At 36.9% G+C, this 17,701-nt stretch carries 11 protein-coding genes; 3 read left to right on the top strand and 8 right to left on the bottom strand.

Annotation, left to right across the window (positions count from 1 at the left end):
• Positions 1-106 precede the first annotated feature (106 nt).
• Positions 107-1,342: an RsmB/NOP family class I SAM-dependent RNA methyltransferase gene (locus ACSVH5_RS03955; protein WP_438060160.1), complete on the top strand. Its 1,236-nt coding sequence runs from the start codon at positions 107-109 to the stop codon at positions 1,340-1,342.
• A gap of 68 nt (positions 1,343-1,410) precedes the next feature.
• Here the strand turns inward: ACSVH5_RS03955 and ACSVH5_RS03950 are convergent, their stop codons facing one another.
• The 8 genes from ACSVH5_RS03950 to ACSVH5_RS03915 form a co-directional block, all read right to left on the bottom strand.
• On the bottom strand, positions 1,411-1,755 hold the full coding sequence (locus tag ACSVH5_RS03950; protein WP_438060159.1) for a DUF1801 domain-containing protein: 345 nt from the start codon (positions 1,753-1,755) through the stop codon (positions 1,411-1,413).
• A 2-nt stretch (positions 1,756-1,757) separates the two neighbouring features.
• Positions 1,758-3,128, bottom strand: coding sequence for a M20/M25/M40 family metallo-hydrolase (locus tag ACSVH5_RS03945; RefSeq protein WP_438060158.1), 1,371 nt, complete (start codon positions 3,126-3,128; stop codon positions 1,758-1,760).
• A 633-nt stretch (positions 3,129-3,761) separates the two neighbouring features.
• Positions 3,762-5,858, bottom strand: coding sequence for a glycoside hydrolase family 97 protein (locus ACSVH5_RS03940; RefSeq protein WP_438060157.1), 2,097 nt, complete (start codon positions 5,856-5,858; stop codon positions 3,762-3,764).
• A 408-nt stretch (positions 5,859-6,266) separates the two neighbouring features.
• Positions 6,267-7,862: a glycoside hydrolase family 3 protein gene (locus ACSVH5_RS03935; RefSeq protein ID WP_438060156.1), complete on the bottom strand. Its 1,596-nt coding sequence runs from the start codon at positions 7,860-7,862 to the stop codon at positions 6,267-6,269.
• Between the two features lie 8 nt (positions 7,863-7,870).
• The gene (locus ACSVH5_RS03930) at positions 7,871-9,148 is read right to left on the bottom strand and encodes an MFS transporter (protein ID WP_438060155.1); all 1,278 of its coding nucleotides are present in this window, start codon (positions 9,146-9,148) and stop codon (positions 7,871-7,873) included.
• Positions 9,149-9,169: 21 nt separating this feature from the next.
• Positions 9,170-10,708, bottom strand: a complete 1,539-nt coding sequence (locus ACSVH5_RS03925) for a glycoside hydrolase family 10 protein (protein WP_438060154.1) — start codon at positions 10,706-10,708, stop codon at positions 9,170-9,172.
• A gap of 103 nt (positions 10,709-10,811) precedes the next feature.
• The gene (locus ACSVH5_RS03920; RefSeq protein WP_438060153.1) at positions 10,812-11,393 is read right to left on the bottom strand and encodes a hypothetical protein; all 582 of its coding nucleotides are present in this window, start codon (positions 11,391-11,393) and stop codon (positions 10,812-10,814) included.
• A gap of 148 nt (positions 11,394-11,541) precedes the next feature.
• Positions 11,542-12,750 carry an anhydro-N-acetylmuramic acid kinase gene (locus tag ACSVH5_RS03915; RefSeq protein ID WP_438060152.1) on the bottom strand — a complete coding sequence of 403 codons (1,209 nt, stop codon included), beginning with the start codon at positions 12,748-12,750 and terminating at the stop codon, positions 11,542-11,544.
• A 523-nt stretch (positions 12,751-13,273) separates the two neighbouring features.
• On the opposite strand from ACSVH5_RS03915, the gene ACSVH5_RS03910 reads away from it, so the two are divergent.
• Both ACSVH5_RS03910 and katG read left to right on the top strand, forming a co-directional pair.
• Complete coding sequence (locus tag ACSVH5_RS03910; RefSeq protein ID WP_438060151.1) at positions 13,274-15,205, top strand: amino acid permease; 1,932 nt, start codon at positions 13,274-13,276, stop codon at positions 15,203-15,205.
• Positions 15,206-15,442: 237 nt separating this feature from the next.
• Positions 15,443-17,647, top strand: coding sequence for a catalase/peroxidase HPI (katG, locus tag ACSVH5_RS03905; protein ID WP_438060150.1), 2,205 nt, complete (start codon positions 15,443-15,445; stop codon positions 17,645-17,647).
• Positions 17,648-17,701 lie beyond the last annotated feature (54 nt).

Here is a 17,701-nt window from a genome sequence, read left to right as displayed (position 1 = left end):
ACAATCAGTGCTTTTTTTATGCTCAAGAAATAGTAAAACAAACAATACTAACTAAAAATTTAACTTTCAATCAATAAATAGTACCTTTGCAGTTCAATAATTCAAAATGAGATTACACAGAAATTTAGTTTATACTACTATTGATGCTTTAAATGCCATATTCAATGAAGGCGAATATGCTGACAAAGTAGTAGCGCGTTCTTTAAAAAAAGACAAACGTTGGGGAAGTGCCGACCGTAAATTTGTTGCCGAAACCATCTATGAAATTGTTCGTTGGAAACGACTATATGCTGAAATTGCCGAAGTAAAAGAACCATTCGACAGAGATAATCTTTGGAGAATGTTTGCTGTTTGGGCCGTATTAAGAGGGTATCCCATTCCAGATTGGAGACAATTAGAAGGTACTCCAGAGCGCAAAATAAAAGGACGTTTTGATGAACTTTCCAAAATTAGAACCTTCAAAGAATCAATTCCAGATTGGATGGATGAACTTGGAGTCAAAGAACTAGGAGAAAAAGTTTGGGCAAAAGAAATTGCAGCACAAAACCAACCTGCAAAAGTAGTACTAAGAGTGAATACATTAAAAACAACTCGAGAGAAATTAAGAGCCATTTTGATGGATTTGAACATTGATACTGAGATACTTAAAGACCAACCAGAAGCGTTAGTGTTAAAAGAAAGAGCCAATGTGTTTTTGACGGAAGCTTTCAAAGAAGGTTTGTTTGAAGTTCAAGATGCTAATTCACAACTTGTAGCTGCTTTTCTAGATGTGAAACCCGGAATGAGAGTGGTAGATACTTGCGCTGGTGCTGGTGGAAAAACTTTGCATATAGCTGCTTTAATGGAAAACAAAGGACAATTAATTGCCATGGATTTGTATGAAAGCAAACTCAAACAATTAAAGCTAAGAGCCAAAAGAGACGGAGCTTTCAATATTGAATACCGTATTATTGATTCGACCAAAGTCATCAAAAAACTACATCAAAGAGCCGATAGAGTTTTAATCGATGCTCCATGTAGCGGACTTGGTGTTTTAAAAAGAAATCCAGACTCAAAATGGAAATTACAACCTGAGTTTATCGATAATATCCGAAAAGTTCAGTCGGAAGTTTTAGAAAGTTATTCTAAAATTGTAAAACCAGGTGGAAAACTTGTATACGCTACTTGTTCCATTCTTCCTTCTGAAAATCAAGAACAAGTGAAACGTTTCTTAACCACAGACATCGGAAAAGAATTCACTTTTATCAAAGACCATAAAATATTGGCTTCTGAATCTGGATTTGACGGATTTTATATGGCTTTATTGGAGCGTAAGGAAAGCCAAGAGAAAGAAATTCAATAATATCAAAAAGTCCTTTAGCGACCTTGAAACAAAAAAGTCCTCGAGCATTCCGAGGACTTTTTTCGTTACTATAAATCGACGGCTTCAGCGAGTACATCGAGTAAAACTTCGTGATCAATAGTTTCTAAACTAGTATAACGTAGCGATTTTACAGTATTTCGCTTTTCATCCACTAGATTTGATTGGTTACGTTGCAATTGAAATCCTTTGGCAAAACCCAAATCCACATATCCTTTCATATGATTGGGCGCCAAATAGCAAAAAGGTTTCTTCTTATAGTACACATATGGAATGCCCCATTTGAACAACAACTCAGTATCGGATACATTTTGCTGAATCACCTGAAGTAAATGCAACATAATACTCTGGTACAAGTGCGGCTGATTGAAAATATAGGCTTCAGCGGGTTTCATAGTTACAAGCCTTTTTGATCCATCAAATACAACAAAGAAGCCATAGTAGCTGCTCCCAATTCCAATTCTCTTTTGTTGATGGCATCAAAGGTATCGTTGGCCGCGTGATGGTAATCAAAATAGCGTTGAGAATCGGGTTTTAGCCCAGCTTTGACGATATGTTTGGACGACAATGGCCCAATATCAGTTCCGCCATGTCCTTTTACAAAACTATGAATCAAATAAGGTTCAAATAACTCCTTCCAACTGTTAAATTTAGCAAACTCCTCGTCATTGCATTCGAATGAGAAACCTCTAGGAGAAAAGCCTCCCGAATCACTTTCTAAAGCAAAAACATGATTTTCTTTGTTGGTTTGTGCCAATTCCGCATATTTTTTTCCGCCACGGTTCCCATTTTCTTCGTTCATGAACAACACAACACGAATAGTATTTTTGGGTTTAAAATTCAGCTGTTTCAAAATGCGTAAGGCTTCCATACTTTGCACCACTCCTGCCCCATCATCGTGAGAACCATCGGCTAAATCCCAAGAATCCAAATGACCACCTACAACCATAATATTTTCGGGGGTTTCGCTTCCTTTTAGTTCGCCCACTACATTATAAGACAACACATCGGCCATTTGTTCACAGGATTGCTTAAAATAAAATTGCACTTGTGGGTTTTCTTTCAACTTCTTGCTTAACAACTCGGCTCCATTGGTACTGATAGCTGCTGTAGGAATCCATTGTGCTTGCGGTAAGTCGCCATAACTTTGGTTACCTGTATGCGGAAAATCATCCAAACGCAAATTCATAGAACGCACAATCGTTCCCACTGCACCATACTTTGCTGCCTCTCTAGCACCAGAAGAACGCTGATCTACACAATGCCCGTAAGCTTTAAAAGTTTCGATTTGTTCTGCGTCCATTGGGCGGTTATAAAAGACAATTTTTCCTTTCAAAGCCGTTCCTAAGATTTCTAATTCTTTGATACTATGCACTTCGATTACGGGTGCCAGCAAACCCTTTTTCGGTGTAGCAATTGAACCTCCCAAAGCGCAAATTGGCACTTCAATTTTGTTTTTTCCATCTTTGATATAAGCGGTTTCTTTAGCACCACGCACCCATTTTGGCACCATCACTTCTTGCAAAAATACCTTATCTAATCCTAAGCTTTCTAGCTGTGTTTTGGTGTATTGTACTGCTTTTTCGGCATTATCAGAGCCTGATAAGCGGTGTCCGATTTGGTTAGAAAGATAGTCCAGCCATTGGTAGGCTTGCCCTTTGGTCAATGCCGATTGGTAAATGGCTTTGAGTTGCAACTCATCTGATGTTTGAGAAAAAACGACTCCGCCAAAGCTTAGCAATAGGGCTGTAAAAAAAGTTTTCTTCATAGTTTTAGGTTGTTTTTGGAACATTATAGTTGGTGGCAATTTCGGGAAAGTTTATGAATTATGAGGTAGTTTGTTTAAAAAATGGTTTGGGGTTGTTTAAGGTTTAAGATTGTTTAAAGTTTAAGGTTGTTGTGTTTGGGATACATCGAGCCTTCGGCTCTTTTTCGATTTACTTTGTTTGGACTGGACTGAAGTCCAGTCTTACAAAATGTACCGAGTCTACAACTCTCAATATAATGTAGAAGTTCCGAAGGAAAGGAACATTTTGTAGCAGCTGAAACTGGACTGAAGTCCAGCCTTACAAAATGTATCGAGTCTACAACTCTCAATATAATGTAGAAGTTCCGGAGGAAAGGAACATTTTGTAGCAACGGATTTTAATCCGTTGTGTTTTTATACATTTTATTTAATCCGTTGTGTTTTTGATCTGTTATGTATTAATGCATCGAATTTCAATTATAAAATTACACAAACCCCTTAAAAAATGAGACGTCTCCCCAAGCCCAGATCGCAGCGGCATCCTTTTTTACAAAAAAACCTAGTAGTGGGTTACTACTAGGTACTTTTGTGAAAAAGATATAGCGGAGAGCGGGACGAAGCGTGAGGTGCTCCGCCTACGTCTGCTCTTAAAAGTTAAGGCAGTGGTTCGAAACTAATGGCGGTTCCTCCCCCAGCGGCCAATTGCAGTTTGAGTTTGGTAGCCGATGTTACTACTTGTGTTTTGATGGTGTAAGCAATTGGGTTATTCTCCCAATGTGCATTTTTGGCGTCTTGGTAGATGATGGCTTTGTATTTTTTACCTTTAGTTAGGAAGTCCAATTTGATTTCGGTAGTTCGGGCATTTTCATCGGTGATGGCACCTAAGAACCAAGTGTCTTTGCCTTTAGTTTTTCTGGCCACGGTAAGATAATCGCCGGGTTCTGCTTCTAGATACAAGCTTTCGTCCCAATCCAACGCCACGTCTTTGATGAACTGAAAAGCATCGGGATATTTCTCGTAGTTTTCAATCAAGTCGGCCGCCATTTGCAAGGGAGAATACATCGTCACATACAAGGCCAATTGTTTCGCCAAAGTGGTGTGGACTTGCTCGGATTTGTTTTTATCGTAGTAGCTCATTTTGATTTCAAAAATCCCTGGAGTGTAATCCATAGGGCCGCCCAACTGACGCGTGAAAGGCAAAATAGTTTCGTGTGCTGGTGGATTTCCGTTGCTCCAAGCGTTGAATTCGTTCCCACGAGCTGATTCGGCCGCGATGTAGTTAGGATAAGTTCGGCTGTAACCTGTTGGGTGCGAACATTCGTGTGAGTTGACCATCAATTTGTTATCGGCAAAGCGACGCGCTACAAAATTAAAATGATTCACCATCGCTTGCCCGTCGTGGAATTCGCCACGCGGAATAATTTTGCCCACATAGCCTGTTTTGGCCGCAGGATAGTCGAATTTCTTCATCAAATCTAAAGCGCGGTCCAAGTGGCGTTCGTAGTTGCCCACAGAACCCGAAGTCTCGTGGTGCATGATCATTTTTACGTTTTTTGCTTTGGCGTAGGCCGAAACTTCTGCCAAATTAAAGTCAGGGTAAGGTGTCGTAAAATCAAAAACATCCTCTTTCCAGTTGCCTACCCAGTCTTCCCAACCTACGTTCCAACCTTCAACCAACACGCCGTCAAAACCGTGTTTGGCGGCAAAATCAATATAACGTTTGGTGTTTTCGGTAGTTGCGCCGTGTTTGCCTGTTGGAATTGGATTGCCCGCAGCGTTTTGTGCATTTTGAGAACCCGCATAATCCCAAGTCGATTTACCCACGTGCATTTCCCACCAAATCCCCACATATTTCATCGGTTTTATCCAAGAAGTATCTTCTATTTTAGAGGGTTCGTTTAGGTTCAAAATCATTTTGGAACTCACAATTTTTCGGGCATCATCGCTGACCATAATCGTACGCCAAGGCGAAACACAAGGTGCTTGCAAATAGGCTCTGTCTCCAATAGCGTTGGGCACCAAATTGGCTTTTAGCGTGTACTTTTGCACGTTGGCATCCAAATGCATTACGGGATAATTCACCACCGCCGCCTCAAAAATATTGAGGTACAGCCCTGAAGGCGATTTCATTTGCAAAGGCGTTTGCACTGTGTATTTTCCTGGAATGGATTTTACGCCGATTCCGTTGTTAAGGTTCAGTTTTTCGTTGTCAATTTCGGAGAATTTGGTTTCGTTGTACACGTATTCATTGCTATCAAAATCACCCGGAATCCAGAACACTTTATTGTTTTCGGTCAAATTGAATTCGGTTTTTTCGTCCGAAATGATAAAATAGTTCAGGTTTTCTTGTTTAGGAAAATCATAGCGAAACGCCACTCCTTCGTCAAAGGCTCTAAAGACCAAATTGAGTTTCACTTTTGCATCTTTCTGTACCAAAGTTACAATCAATTCGTTGTAATGGTTCACGATTTGTGCTTGTTCACCTAGTACCGGCTCCCAAGTTTCTTTGACCGCGTGAGTCGTTGTACCTGTCACTTCAAAATGATTTACCAAAGCCGTTTTATCTTTTAGACTCACCCCCAAAGCGCTAGACAGCACCACAGGTTTATTTTTGTAGCTCACCGCATAAGTCGGTTGACCATCGGGCGTAAGCTGAAACGTAAGCGCCAAAGTTCCAGTTGGCGATTCCACCCTTTGTGCGGACACCAAGTTCATGCAACATAAGAGCAGTAAGGAAAATAATTGTTTCATTTGGATACTATTTTTTTTTGTAACTATAAAAATAAGCAAAAAGTCCCGAACCCAGCCACAATAAGGAACGCCTTATGCTTTTTGAAAGAAAAAAATTCTACTCCAACGTTTGCGGACTCATAAGTTTTCAGAACACTTACTCCCATTCGATACCCTTTATTTTTTTAGAAACTTCATCTCTCAATATACTAGAACCGAGATATAGAATAGAGGAAGTAATCTGCGTCTTGTGTGCTTTTTTTGACTGAGCTGTAAAAGAGTCCCGAAGTGTCGGGATAGGCACTCTTACACACCCACAAAAAACCATTCAAGCCAAAGGATTTCTACTCCCATAATAAGTCAAAAAAAAAAAAAAAAAAAAAAGACAACTCTATTTTGTTATCCTTTAAAAGTATTTTTAAAATTTTGTTATTTCAAAAGCAAAGTGACAGGCAAAGTTCCTTCGTACGTTTGGTTCAATGCAATTTTTTGTGCTGCTACTTCTTGAAATTCAATAAGGTCTTGATACGCAACAACAACAATTTTGGAAGACAAAATATTCGGAAGCACTTGCAGCGCATACGGATTTCCAAACAAATGAAACACTACTTTCTTAGTCAATACCACTTCGCTTATCCAAGTAATGATTGTATCTTCAATTTCAAAATTAGCCAATGGTTTGGCTTTCGGTACAAATAATGCAATGAACAAAGTATCATATTTGTCTATCGCCTTTAGTTTTTCCTCCAGATTATCGGCTCCTAACGCTATCGAAAAGGAATCGCCCTTAATTTTGTTTTCTAATCCTTTAAAGAATGGATTGTCACTTTCTCTATACACACTCACTTTTGCTACGCTTCCACCATTGCTAATGAAGTCAGTTATGGTTGAGGTGCTATCATTTTTGACCAAAGTAATCGCTTTTTCTGCACATTTCTGGTTGATTATAGCTGTAGCTTTCCAGTCTAAATCAGTGGTTTCAATTTTGTTTTCGGCAATCAATCCAGCTTGTATTTTGCATTTCCAAATACGTTCAAAACTGGCTTCAATCCTTGTGATGTCAGCTCTTTTTAAAATTTCCTGAATCCCTTCGGGGACATTTTCTGCAAAGCACAACACATCGTTTCCAGCATTAAAGGCTTCCCATTCCAATATACCTTTAGTTGGGTACAGTTTAGAAACACTATGCATATTCAACGCATCCGAAATAACTAAGCCATCATATCCTAATTGTTCTCTAAGCAATCCTTCAATCACTGCTTTTGAAAGTGTAGCCGATGTATTTGCTCCATTATTCAGAGCAGGAACCGCCAAATGCCCAATCATTATGGAGTCGACTTTGTTATCAATTCCTTTAACGAAAGGAACTAATTCATTCGATAGTAATTCATCTAAGTTTTCATTCAGAATAGGTAGTCCCAAATGCGAATCGACATTGGTATTACCGTGACCTGGAAAGTGTTTTAAACATCCTAAAATTCCACTAGCTTTCATTCCTTTTAAGTACTCCAAAGCAAAGGAGGCGACTTTGTATTTGTCTTCTCCAAAAGAGCGATACCCAATTACAGGATTGTTTGGATCGGTGTTTATGTCCGCTAAAGGAGCCAAATTATAATGAATACCAGCCGATTGTAAGTCCTTTCCAATTTGTTTTCCAATTTCATAGACTAATTCTTTCTCTTCAACAGGAATAGCTCCAAGTGTAATGGCATAAGGATATTGAGGTGTTTTTTCAACGCGCATTGCCAAACCCCATTCGGCATCTATACTCATCAATAGCGGAGTTTTAGCTGCTTTTTGGTAACGAACAATTAAGGCTTTTAATCGCTCGTAACTCTCATCATTGAATTCAATTTTTTTGTTGCCTTCATAGTTGGTAGCTGCACTAGCTCGACTATGAAAAAAGGTCAAGCCGCCAATATTGTATTCACGAATCAAGTGTTCTGTTGCCTGAATATTTTCTTCGCTGTCGTTAATGAATACGGCAGGAAAAAAGAATTGTCCTATTTTTTGTTCGGTTGTCATGCGATACATTAGTGTTTTTCTGTTTCTTTTTTTCCAAAATCATAAGGAAAAATCAAAAAGCGAGATAAAATAATTCCAGGAATTGTTGCTAAAAATACCCAAATGAAGAAGTTACCATAGCCCAAATACTCTTGAATATATCCACTTGCCATTCCAGGAAGCATCATTCCTAAAGCCATAAATCCAGTGGCAATAGAATAGTGAGAGGTTTTAGATTCTCCTTCGGCGACATAAATTAAATACATCATAAAAGCAGCAAAACCAAAACCATAGCCGAATTGTTCTAAAACAACTGTGATGTATATATAAAGGACAGAGCTTGGATGAAAATGGGATAAAAGAACAAACCCAATAATAGGCAAATGCATCGTTAAAATCATTGGGAGCATCCATTTACCTAGACCGTCTCTCGAGATGACGATTCCACCAATGATTCCGCCAATAACTAGAGCGGCTACTCCAAAGGTTCCGTAAATAATCCCAACATCTTCGGTACTTAATCCCATTCCGCCTTTGGCAACCTCATCCACCAAAAAAGGAGAAAGCATCTTCATCAATTGAGATTCACCTAAGCGATAAACCAAAATGAAAGTAAGTATCAATCCTATTTGTTTCTTTTGGAAAAAAGTAGCGAATACTTCAGTAAAACTTCCTTTATGATTGGCATTGCTTTTTATGTATTCCTGTTCAATTTCTGGGTTGGGAGTCATAAAAAAGTTGTAGACTGTGATGAAAATCATAATCAAAGCCACCACGAGCATAGTATACGACCAAGCTTTGCTTTTGTCACCGTATTTTTGTTCTAAAAATCCAGCCAAAAGTACCATCACACCATTGGCAGTAAGCATCGATAAACGGTAAAAAGTACTGCGAATACCCAGAAAAAAGGATTGTTTGTCTTTGGTTAAAGCTAACAAATAAAACCCATCAATAGCTACATCATTTGAGGCAGAAGCAAAAGCACCCACCCAAAATAGCGCCAAACTTACCATAAAAAAATGTTGCATGGGTATGGTTAATCCAACGATTAAAAAAGCAATCGAAATGACCAATTGCATCGCCAAAAACCATTTTCTTTTGGTAGCGTGCAAATCAATAAAAGGGCTCCAAAGTGGTTTGATAACCCATGGCAAGTAAAGCAAACTAGTGTACATACCAATATCTTCATTGCTGATGCCTAAATTTTTGTACATCAAAACAGATACAGATATGATTATGGCATACGGAAAACCTGATGCAAAATTTAATAGTGGTATCCAATACCAAGGATTTTTTTCTGATTTCATAGAATGGTAAAAAAGGTAAGGTTAGTCTTCTTTGGGTAAATCAATGATGGTTTCTTTGCTTTCATTGCCATAAAAGTCAATAAAAGTTAGTGCGAAAGCTTTGTATTTATCTAAGTCATTTAATGGTATACGAATAGTAATAATTGTAGACTTTGGGTTGATAAAATATTTTTTTAGGATATGTTCTGATTCGTTAATGTTTAACTTGTACTCTCTTTTAGCACCATACAAGAGTACATAACGTACTTTAGTATTTAGTGGCATGGGTAAAGTAAAAGTACAATGGACCGAATCCATTTCTATTTTATTTACTACTGGGATATCAATGACAATGTGTTTTGAACTAGGTACCGGAAAGGGTACTGCGGGATATTTATATTGATGATTTTGTATCAATTGTTTCACATCTTGATGAGTATTGACAAACCATTTGGCGCTATAAAAAGCATTTCCTTGTACATTAGCATAGCTTCGGGTTAAGTCAATTTGGTTGGGGATTTCGTGAATGTTGTTCCACTTTTTATCCGAATCGCCTTTGATTTTATAGGTACTATTTCCCATATAGAGATTAACACCATTAGTGTTTTCGGACCACCATTTTAGTAGTTTGGCATAAGAAGCGGTTTTATGGTCAATGCTCCAATACAATTGAGGTAATAGATAATCTATCCATTTGTTTTGCATCCAAAGAATGGGATCGGCATACAAATCATCATAATTGGTTTGTCCTGATTGGGTATCAGAACCTTTAGGATCCATCGATTTATTTCTCCAAACACCAAAAGGGCTGATACCAAATTGCACCCAAGGTTTATGATTTTTGATGACTGAATGAATGGTTTTGACAAATGTAGTTACATTGTTTCTACGCCAATCTGCGAGATTCATTCCATTACCATATTTTTTGAAAGATGCGGTGTCGTTAAATTCTTCACCTTTAATTTTATAAGGATAAAAATAATCATCAAAGTGAATAGCATCTATATCATATTTTACCACCACTTCTTCAACAACTTTTGCTAAATGATTTTGGACTTCGGGAAGTGCAGGATTGTAATATATTTTACCCCCATAAGTAATCATCCATTCAGGATACTTGAAAATATCATGATTTGGGCTTAGTTGTGCTTTATTCAAGTCGAAAGTGGCACGATAGGGATTCAGCCAAGCGTGGAATTCGAATCCTCTTTGATGTGCTTCTTCAATCATCCATTCCAAAACATCGTAATAAGGATCTGGTGCTACTCCTTCTTTTCCTGTCAAAAATCGAGACCAAGGAGCTAATTCACTAGGATAAAAAGCATCTCCTACACTTCTAATTTGAACAATAACTGCGTTATAGTTAAGTTTTTGATAAGTGTCAAGAATTTGTATATAATCCGCTTTCTGTTTGGCAACTTCATCACTACTTTTATTTGGCCAATCTATATTTACAACAGTAGCAATCCAAATACCTCTAAATTCATTTTTTGGAAAATGGTCTTTTTTTTGGGAAAAACTATAGTTTATACTTAAAAGGTTAATAATGTAAAGTAACCGTAGGAAGTTTTTTGGAATCATTTTCAGTAGAATTTAATGCTCCCAAAAATAGTGGGTTTACTTCAGAAAAACGAATTTATTTGTGACTTAAATAGGCAGGACTATTAAGGGATAGTACAGTATTTTAATAATGCAATTTATACACCATTTTAAAGAAATTACTCCCTACAACTGGAATACCGTTAATACTAGCTCTTCCTTTCCAACCTGAATTTCCATAAACATGATAAATATCTTCTCTCGGCAAGGCATTAAACATGTATTCTAAAGCAAATGACTTTGAAATGTCTAAACGATAAGCAAAACTTACTCCCACAGAAAAATACGATTTTCTATAATTTTCAGAAAGTCCACCGCCCCATGTACTCCATCTATTGATTAGAGTAGGTTGTGTAGATAGAATAATGCGCGAATTAATTTCTTTATTGCCTATATCAAATGAAAACGGAATATGATATCCAAATCCAATAGTGTTTTTACTAAAATTAATTCTATTGAATCTTTCATAGCCTAAATTGATTTCAAAATTTCGAGAAACTCTAGAGGCTTGAATAAAATAATTGAAGGCACTTTCAAAATTGGTTGGCTTACTTCCTACGATCAAATTTTCTACATCAAATGCGAGTGAAAAAGAAAAAAACCTCTCATTTGTTCTTTGAGCATAGGAAATACTTGTAATAAGTAATATAAAAAGGAATTTTTTCATAATCTGGTTGAGTTAAAAAAGTTGAAGAAAAAAGTTCAAAATGATTTAGTAATAGTTTATTTAATTTAAAAGCAAGCTACTATATTAGCAATCTAAGGTATTAAATTATTTTTTTTTATCCGTTTTTTTTTGATAAATGTATAAAAGTTTAGTTTGGAAAAGATATTTTTCCCATACTAATCCATGGCGTAGTGCTATTAGAATTTGAAAAAGTATTTTGTCCTACAATTGTTTCATTGGCTAATATTGCAAACAAGATCGCCTCTTTCGCATCACTATTGATATTTAATTTTTCCGAAGAATGGATTGAAAAAGGAAGTAATTCTTTTAAAAACATCATTAATAAAGGATTGTGTATTCCTCCTCCTGACACATAAATTGTAGTAGGTTCATTGGATTTTTTGCAAGTAGTAGTTACTTCAATTATTGCTTCAGCTATGGTTTCAGCGGTAAAACGCGTTAAAGTCGCTAAAAGATCTGCAACGGAAAGGTTTTGTGTGTTAGAATGTAGTTGAGCCGTTTCTACATATTTCAGATTAAATAATTCTGGTCCTGTACTTTTTGGAAAAGGGGCTAAAAAAAAGGGAGCTTCTTTTAATTCACTAAGCAAACTCATGTTAATTGTGCCTTTAGAGGCAATCGCAGCATCAATATCGAAAGTCAATTCTGGAAAGTGCAAGCGCGTTACAGCATCTATTAAAGTGTTGCCAGTTCCTGTATCGGTTACAAAAACGGACTCAAAGTCACTCGATTTTGGAATATAAGTAAAGTTTGAGATTCCTCCAATATTCAATAAAATACGATTTTCAATTGCACTATGACATAAAAAGTAATCACCATATACCGCTAATGGTGCACCTTCTCCTCCTGCTGCCAAATGTTTTTGTCGAAAATCAGAAATAGTGATACATTGTGTAGTTACAGCCAAATGATCTCCATCGCCAATCTGAAGCGTGGCATTAGGAAAATTGTCCAGTTGGTGTAAACTTTTAGGTGCATGCATAACCGTTTGACCATGCGAAGCAATCAAATCTACATCGGCTGGACTGCATTGCCATTGGTGTAAACAATCCAAAACAATTTTTCCGTGTAATAGTCCAATCCATTCATGTAGCAAAGCTAAATGTTGAAAATCGATATTCTGCTGAGCAAATACTTTTCGTATCGCTCTTTTTGTTTCATCATCATAGGGTATAGTTACAAAGTGTACTAAAGTCACTTTTGTGTTTGTTCCAGAACCCGAAATTTTGCAATAGGCAACATCCAATCCGTCGAGCGAGGTTCCAGACATCAATCCAATAATATTTCTTTCCGTTTTTTGTGCAATAGTAAAGAGTGATTGAAGATTTGGATTCATGGTACAATGGTAACGAATTGATATTTTTCAAAAGTACTATAAAATTGATTCTTGCAAAAGAAGTAGTCCCTATCAATTTGGCATTTACTTTTTTTAAGGTTAACCGCCCTTACTACTGCACTATTTTGAATGATTTTAACACCTTTTATTTAAAAAAATAAAGGTTGATACTTCGATAGTTACTAAAAATTTCTTGATCGTTTTGATTTTCTCAAAAAAATAGACAATTGTAAGCTTGATACTAAGGATATTACTAATTTTATGCCCTATGCGGATTATAATGTTAGTAAATTATAGTCATAAAATTATTAATTTTTACTTGCATATCTATTTTATGTATATATTTGACTTTTTTAACTTAATAAAAAAGAATTATTTATTTTAATAGGGATTTTTAAAGATAAAACTGGTTTACAGAAGAGTAGTTTTTAATTTTTATGATACAATAATTTAATTTTTAGTTTTAAAAGCATTTATTTGCAAAGCATACAATAACTAACCCATTATCGATAAAATTTATAAGATGGCATTAAAAGGTTTATTTAGGAAAAAGACTGTTCAAGATATTTTAAAACAAGTTGAGAAAAATAATTTAGATGGACATGAAGCACTAGGAAAGCATTTAACTGCTCGCGATTTAACCGCTTTTGGGATTGCTGCTATTGTAGGAGCAGGAATTTTTAGTACCATTGGAAAAGCCAGTGCGGATGGAGGTCCAGCAGTTATTTTCTTGTTTTTGTTTACAGCTGTAGCTTGTAGTTTTGCTGCTTTCGCCTATGCGGAATTCGCTTCAATGGTTCCCGTTTCAGGAAGTGCTTATACGTATTCCTATGTGGCTTTTGGTGAGATTATCGCTTGGGTTATCGGTTGGGCTTTAATCATGGAATATGCCGTTGGTAACATTACTGTCGCCATATCATGGAGTGATTATTTTACAGGTTTACTAGAGAGTGGCGGGATTACTTTACCGCAGTGGGTTCAAATGGATTATTTATCGGCTGCTAATGGATTCAAAGATGCAACAGCCTTAATGCAAGGAGGGAAATCTTTCGAGAATTTATCGGTAGCTACCCAAGCTGCATACACCGCATGGACAACTTCTCCCACTATTGGTTCTTTTCATTTGGTTGCTGATTTACCAGCTTTATTGATTATTGTATTGATTACTGCTTTGGTCTATCGCGGGATGAAAGAGTCGAGAAATGCTAGTAATTTAATGGTAGCTATTAAAGTTTGTATTGTATTATTAGTGATAGCTGTTGGAATCTTTTATGTGGATACAGAAAATTGGTCTCCATTTGCTCCCAATGGAATTACAGGAGTTCTAAAAGGTGTGTCAGCTGTATTTTTTGCCTATATTGGTTTTGATGCGATCTCAACAACTGCCGAAGAATGTAAGGATCCTCAACGCGATTTACCAAAAGGAATGATGTGGGCAATTATCCTATGTACTCTTTTATATATAGCTATTGCCTTGGTATTAACCGGTATGGTGAGTTACAACGAACTGAATGTTGGTGATCCATTGGCTTTTGTTTTTGATAAATTAGATTTGAAATGGATGTCTGGCATTATTGCAGTTTCTGCTGTAATTGCTATGGCTAGTGTATTATTAGTTTTCCAAATGGGACAACCTCGTATTTGGATGAGCATGAGTCGTGATGGCTTATTGCCAAAGAAATTTTCAAGAGTGCACCCTAAATTCAAAACGCCTTCCTTCGCAACGATCGTTACTGGTTTTGTAGTCGCTGTACCCGCTTTGTTCTTAAACCTAACAATGGTAACAGATTTATGTAGTATTGGGACATTATTTGCTTTTGTATTGGTATGTGCAGGAGTTTTATCCTTGCAAAACAAAACTGATATTCCACGAGGTAAATTCAAAACACCCTATGTGAATTCAAAATATATCATGCCACTTCTATTGATTGCAGGATTAGTTTTTGCTTTTGGATTGAATGAAAAAGCAACTATGGATTTCATCACCAATAAAACTCAAGTAAATGGACCTTCCTCTATTGTGACTTCATTAAACAAAGAAGAAACTCAAAAGGTTTCAGAATATTTAGTAGCCCTAGAAGGAGTAGCTGCTTCAGCAACTTCTTCAGATCTAGAAAGTTTGTTGAGTAAACATGCAGAAGATGAGGAAAAATATGCAGAAGTTGTAGCCGGATTACCAGTTTCAGATGCGATTAAATATGAAAGTGGTTTTACCTTGTTCAAGCATAAAATTCCAATGTGGATTTTCTTACTTTCTTTAATTGGATTGTCTGTATGGGCTTACAAACAAAATTTATCTTTAATTCCATTACTAGGCCTAATTTGTTGTTTGTATATGATGGCTGAATTAAGTGTCTGGAATTGGATTTATTTTGGCGTATGGCTGTTAATCGGTTTAGTAATTTATTTTAGCTTTAGCCGAAAAAATAGTAAACTAAACTCAGAAATTGTATAAAACATACATCAACAAAGAACCTCTTAGCGCAAACTAAGAGGTTTTTTTTATGCCTTTTTTTTCTTTTCAAAGTAAGAATTAATTTGATCGTATTATTTTGTTTAAGTTTTATTTAATATCTTTATACATAATGTTTTACATTTTTAAAATAGTTTTTATCTATTGAAAATAAAAATTCAACATAAAAAACTATGGTAAATTAGCAATCATTAAGATATCAATTTAAATAATCATACTATGGAAAGTAACAGTAATTCTTCTAGTGGAAGTGGCAAATGTCCGTTTTCTAGCGGTGCGCTAACCCTAAGCGCAAACACTGGCGCAAGCAATCAAGATTGGTGGCCTAAATCCCTTAATTTGGACATTCTTCATCAGCATGATAGCAAAACCAACCCTTTAGGAGCATCTTTTAATTATGCCAAAGAATTTAAAAAATTAGATTTAGAAGCATTAAAAAATGATTTAAAAACTTTCATGACCGAAAGCCAAGAGTGGTGGCCTGCTGATTGGGGACATTATGGTGGATTGATGATTAGAATGGCGTGGCATTCTGCGGGTACGTACAGAATTGCTGATGGACGTGGAGGTGCAGGAACAGGAAATATACGCTTTGCTCCCTTAAACAGTTGGCCTGATAATGGGAATTTAGATAAAGCCAGAAGATTATTATGGCCAATTAAAAAGAAATATGGTAATAAAATTTCATGGGCCGATTTGATGATTTTAGCCGGTAATATGGCCTATGAATCAATGGGGCTCAAAACATTCGGTTTTTCTGGAGGTCGTGAAGATATTTGGCATCCTGAGAAAGATGTCTATTGGGGAGCAGAAAAAGAATGGTTAGCCAAAAGTGGTAGTGAAGGTAGTAGATACTCTGGTGAAAGAGATTTAGAAAATCCTCTAGCTGCTGTTATGATGGGGTTGATTTATGTAAACCCAGAGGGTGTAGATGGACAACCTGATCCCTTAAAAACAGCACATGATGTTCGTGTTACTTTCCAACGAATGGCAATGAATGATGAAGAAACGGTAGCATTAACTGCTGGTGGACACACAGTAGGAAAAGCTCACGGGAATGGTGATGCTTCAAAATTAGGTCCAGAACCAGAAGGAGGCTCAATTGAAAACCAAGGTTTAGGATGGTTGAACCCTAAAGGAAATGGAAATGCCGGAGATACCGTAACCAGCGGTTTGGAAGGGTCTTGGACCACTCACCCTACTCGTTGGGATAACGAATATTTTGATTTATTATTGAATCATGATTGGGCGTTAACCAAAAGTCCAGCGGGAGCTTGGCAATGGGAACCGACGAACATCAAAGAAGAAGACAAACCTATAGACGCACACAATCCATCAATTCGAAGAAATCCAATCATGACAGATGCCGATATGGCCATGAAGATGGATCCTGCTTACCGAGCGATTTCTGAGCGTTTTTATAAAGATCCAGCGTATTTTTCGGAAGTATTTGCTAGAGCTTGGTTCAAGTTAACACATCGTGATTTGGGTCCTAAGTCACGCTATTTGGGTGCCGATGTACCACAAGAAGATTTGATTTGGCAAGATCCTATTCCAAAAGTAGACTACACTTTATCGGATGCAGAAATCGAAGAAATAAAAGTTAAGTTATTAAACAGCGGTTTGACTAGAGCAGAATTAATAAATACGGCTTGGGATAGTGCAAGAACATATAGAGGTTCTGATTTTAGAGGCGGGGCCAATGGAGCACGAATCCGATTAGCACCACAAAAAAATTGGCAAGCCAATGAACCAGAACGATTACAAAAAGTAATCGCTAAACTTACCGAGATCCAAGCTAGTTTGCCTAAAAAAGTGAGTATTGCCGACTTGATTGTTTTGGGTGGAAGTGCAGCTGTAGAAAAAGCAGCGCAAGAAGGTGGTTTCAATATAAAAGTTCCTTTCCATGCTGGTAGAGGAGATGCTACACAAGAAATGACAGATATAGAATCGTTTGAAGTTCTAGAACCTACAAACGATGCTTTTAGAAATTTCATGAAGGCAAAATACGTAGTACAACCTGAAGAACTCATGCTGGACAAAGCCCAACTTTTGGGATTAACAGCGTCAGAAATGACAGTTTTATTGGGTGGTATGCGTGTTTTGGGCACAAATTATGGCGGAACCAAACATGGTGTATTTACGCATAATGAAGGAGCGCTAACTAATGATTTCTTTGTTAACCTAACCGATATGAATTACAGTTGGAAACCCGAAGGTGATAATTTGTATCACATTGTGGATAAAAAGTCTGGGGCAACCAAATGGACAGCTACTAGAGTAGATTTGGTATTTGGTTCTAATTCGGTTTTAAGAGCTTATGCTGAGGTATACGCACAAGACGACAACAAAGAAAAATTTGTTACAGACTTTATTAACGTTTGGACCAAAGTGATGAACGCCGACCGTTTTGACTTAGCGTAAATTCATCTTGTTCTATAAAGATAAGTGGGCTTTGTGCCCACTTTTTTTGTTTTA

The sequence above is a fragment of the Flavobacterium sp. RSSA_27 genome, assembly GCF_051547125.1.
GTDB lineage: Bacteria > Bacteroidota > Bacteroidia > Flavobacteriales > Flavobacteriaceae > Flavobacterium.
This window is presented reverse-complemented; position numbering and strand designations above follow the sequence as displayed.